Below are 3,007 nucleotides of genomic sequence, written 5' to 3'. Positions count from 1 at the left end.
AACGAAAATCATTTCGATCACCTATGAATCCATTCGACCATGAGGTAACATTTTCCTTCGGAATTTCCCGATCTAAGTTAGTCGACGGGGCACTAGTGAGACAAAAAACCATCTGGCCTTACATTGATATATCCTTTACCCCTACTATATTCGGCCCACCAATGATTTTTACCTGTTGGGGACAATTGGACATCCCATTCGTAATTGAAATCCAATTTTCTGTCACCATGATAGGGACCCTTAACCCATATATCGCCAAATCTTCCTGATACCCTTTATCATACTTGGTTTTTACCACCGGTAGCTTGTTAATACCTTTTGGAGGAATATACCGGAATGGACCTTATCTAGAAGACCCTTCGGGATTTGACTGATGGAATTTGCCCATCCCCATCGCCAAGTCTGTGATATTTCGGATTCGGTTCCTAGAATTTGCGTTTTGAATGCCAAATCGTCACCAAAGGTTAGCAAACCCGTTTCAAGATCGTAACCCCAGCTTCGATTTCCAACTAAATCGTTTAACCTCAGCTGTTTGTCAAAAGATGCCGCAACATGCTTGGTAAACAATTTTTTAAGATTTGTAGAGATCATCAGCCATTCCTCCTCTATTAGACAAGTAAACTAATCAATCTGAGTAAAAACATAAACCAAGGGTTCATAAGGCGGTTCTGTTCCGAAAAAGTAAATACTGTTTCCAAGAAACAATTCATAGTACCGCATCTTTGAGGGTTTAATCTCATCGGTAAAAAAATCATATTCCATTTGCGAAGGTGCACCGGGTAAGATATCAAACTGTAAATATTCATTAATTTGCATAAGAAACTTCATCGGAACATGCCCATCATAGCTGGCCGGAGTTTCGTCACCTTGAATCCATCGGGGTTTTCCGCCAACAATTCCAATAGCCTCTTTACAACCCTTGGCCGAAAGTTTCAATTTTTTGTACGCTACCTTAGGAACATATTCTGTTCTTAGTTCACCTTGGTCTGTCGGAAAAATGAGGATTCTAAAATTTCGTTGATACGATCTGAGAAAGTTTTTCGGAATATTAACCCCATAGAGTCCTCCCTGATCCAGTCCAATGCTGGGATTCCCTGAGGGAAGCATTTCCGGTATGCAATATTTCTCATCATCACAGGATGTACATGCAAAAATCGCTATCGACAAATCCTTCCATACATGATTTTTTGGAAAAGCAACCTGAAAGAAAAAAGACTGTTCAGCTCCACATAATTGACATTTCGGAAAGTCTTCCGTAATTGGTATTCTGGGATAGCCTCCTATAAAAGAAAGGACTTGTGGATGTTGAGGGACTTGCTGTTCATCAATGCACAATTGATAACCATTCATTGATACCACCTTCTTTATTGTATATGGTTTCTGCCATGAACGGAAGTATCCGTTCATGGCAGAAGATGAGTTTAAGGGTTAGGAAAAACCTTCCTTAATATTCTTCCATTTACTGTTGCTTCATAAACAATTTCATATGGTCTGGTTGAACCGGGATGGTATCGTGGGGTCACAGTGATATATACCTCTGCACCAGAAAGTACGTGTTGTTTTATTTTCCTTTCCCATCTTTGAAAGGCTCCGCGATTTACAGATCGGCTTTGGGGGATAATATTATATGAATTTTTTCCCCCAGGGCCACCTAGCTGTTTTCCGATTAGATGTCCCGCATAATCATTGTAAAACCCAAGGGATCTCGCTAACGCCCTGGAAGCAGGGGTGGTGGCCGTTCCCGTATCCAAAAATTGTTTTTCCAATTTTGCACTTACCCTGAGTACTTGTCCTTGACTTCCTACCAAAGATTCATAGGTAAATCCACTTTTGGTAGTTATAGAATACAGTGTTGCATTTGTCCCGTTAAAAGAGATTGGTTTCGCTGATCGGGCAATAAGCCCACCTGCTAATTTAGTAAATACACCTGTTGCTGCCGCCGCTAAATTCATGTGAGCATTAGCAGCATCCCCAAAGGCTGAATGGGGAGTGCTTGCCCACAAATATCCTAATAGAGCTTTTTGAAACTCTTTTGCTACATTTTTTCCGTACCTTTCTTCAAGGTCGTTTACCTTCCAATCAATCCATTCATTTTGATCATCTCCCTCATAAGCTAGAATCTTTTCAACCCTTCTGTATTGGTTAAGAGCATATCCAACGGGATCCTCATCTTCATACAAGGATCCACCAGCAGTACCTCCTCCAGCATCCAATAAGTGACCATCCAACTCCACCATCGTAATTGGATTCCCACCGGCAAAGGCATACCGGTTCATGTTCCAGGGATCCAGGGTGAGACGCATATCCTAAGGCGCCGTTGTACATGTCCCGCGTCAGGAAGCGGTTCAGACCCGGATCGTAGTCCCGGAAGCCCATGTCCACCTTGCCGGTGTGGGGATCCCAGCGCTTGTTGTTGAACCGGTAGACGTTGTACGGGTCGTCCGGGTTGTAGTTCGGATCCCGCGGGTCGTCCTTCCCAGTTGTGGATTCCTCGTCCAGCTTCCCGTAGGCGGTGTAGCCGTAGGTGGCGACGGGGGTGCCGCTCTCGTCGGTCAGAGCCTCCACGTCGGTGTGGGAGTTGTAGCTGTAGAAGCTCTGTTCCGTACTGCTCCCGTGCTTGATTTGAGACAGCCGCTCGCCCCAGGGGCTGTAGGTGTAGGACTTCTGGATCTCACCGGTCAGGTCGTTCGTCTCCGAGATGACGTTGTCGGTCAGGCCCAGATAGTTGAAGACGGTTGTCTTTTCATTCGACGTCCCGGCCTTCTCCGTCCGGCTGGCGGTCCGGTCCAGCGGATCGTAGGTGTACTTGGTCGTGGTACTGGTGTGCCGTCGTCCTCCAGCTTCTTGTGCTCGGCGATCCGGTCGAAGCCGTCGTAGGTGTATTTCTCCAGCAGCATCCCGTTCGCCGTGACGGTGTTCAGCCGGCCGAAGGGATCGTAGTTGTACTTGGCCGTGGTCCCTCCCGACGTCCAGACAGGAGCCGGTTCCGGTCGTAGGTGTAGGTGGT

General features: G+C 46.0%; 5 protein-coding genes. All 5 read right to left on the bottom strand.

Features of this window, described 5'->3' with window-relative positions; all coding sequences use genetic code 11:
* Window positions 1-92: 92 nt before the first annotated feature.
* Complete coding sequence (locus tag CLV97_RS19050) at window positions 93-251, bottom strand: polymorphic toxin type 17 domain-containing protein (RefSeq protein WP_106346826.1); 159 nt, start codon at window positions 249-251, stop codon at window positions 93-95.
* A gap of 40 nt (window positions 252-291) precedes the next feature.
* The gene (locus CLV97_RS19045; RefSeq protein ID WP_106346825.1) at window positions 292-591 is read right to left on the bottom strand and encodes a DUF6882 domain-containing protein; all 300 of its coding nucleotides are present in this window, start codon (window positions 589-591) and stop codon (window positions 292-294) included.
* A gap of 30 nt (window positions 592-621) precedes the next feature.
* Entirely contained in the window at window positions 622-1,350 is a 729-nt protein-coding gene (locus CLV97_RS17615) for a hypothetical protein (RefSeq protein WP_106346824.1), read from the bottom strand.
* A 71-nt stretch (window positions 1,351-1,421) separates the two neighbouring features.
* Window positions 1,422-2,237 carry a DNA/RNA non-specific endonuclease gene (locus CLV97_RS18445; RefSeq protein WP_211295794.1) on the bottom strand — a complete coding sequence of 272 codons (816 nt, stop codon included), beginning with the start codon at window positions 2,235-2,237 and terminating at the stop codon, window positions 1,422-1,424.
* Window positions 2,173-3,007: RHS repeat-associated core domain-containing protein (locus CLV97_RS18710; protein WP_281257631.1), on the bottom strand; the 835-nt coding region annotated here is incomplete at its 5' end. The genes CLV97_RS18445 and CLV97_RS18710, both read right to left, overlap by 65 nt.

The organism is Planifilum fimeticola (assembly GCF_003001905.1).
GTDB lineage: Bacteria > Bacillota > Bacilli > Thermoactinomycetales > DSM-44946 > Planifilum > Planifilum fimeticola.
Note: the sequence above shows the minus strand (reverse complement) of the source record. Positions and strands in the feature narration are given on the sequence as shown.

Coding starts and splice junctions, on each gene's coding strand:
- CLV97_RS19045 (WP_106346825.1), bottom strand. CDS start 591: ATGATCTCTACAAATCTTAAAAAATTGTTTACCAAGCATGTTGCGGCA.
- CLV97_RS17615 (WP_106346824.1), bottom strand. CDS start 1,350: ATGAATGGTTATCAATTGTGCATTGATGAACAGCAAGTCCCTCAACAT.
- CLV97_RS18445 (WP_211295794.1), bottom strand. CDS start 2,237: ATGGTGGAGTTGGATGGTCACTTATTGGATGCTGGAGGAGGTACTGCT.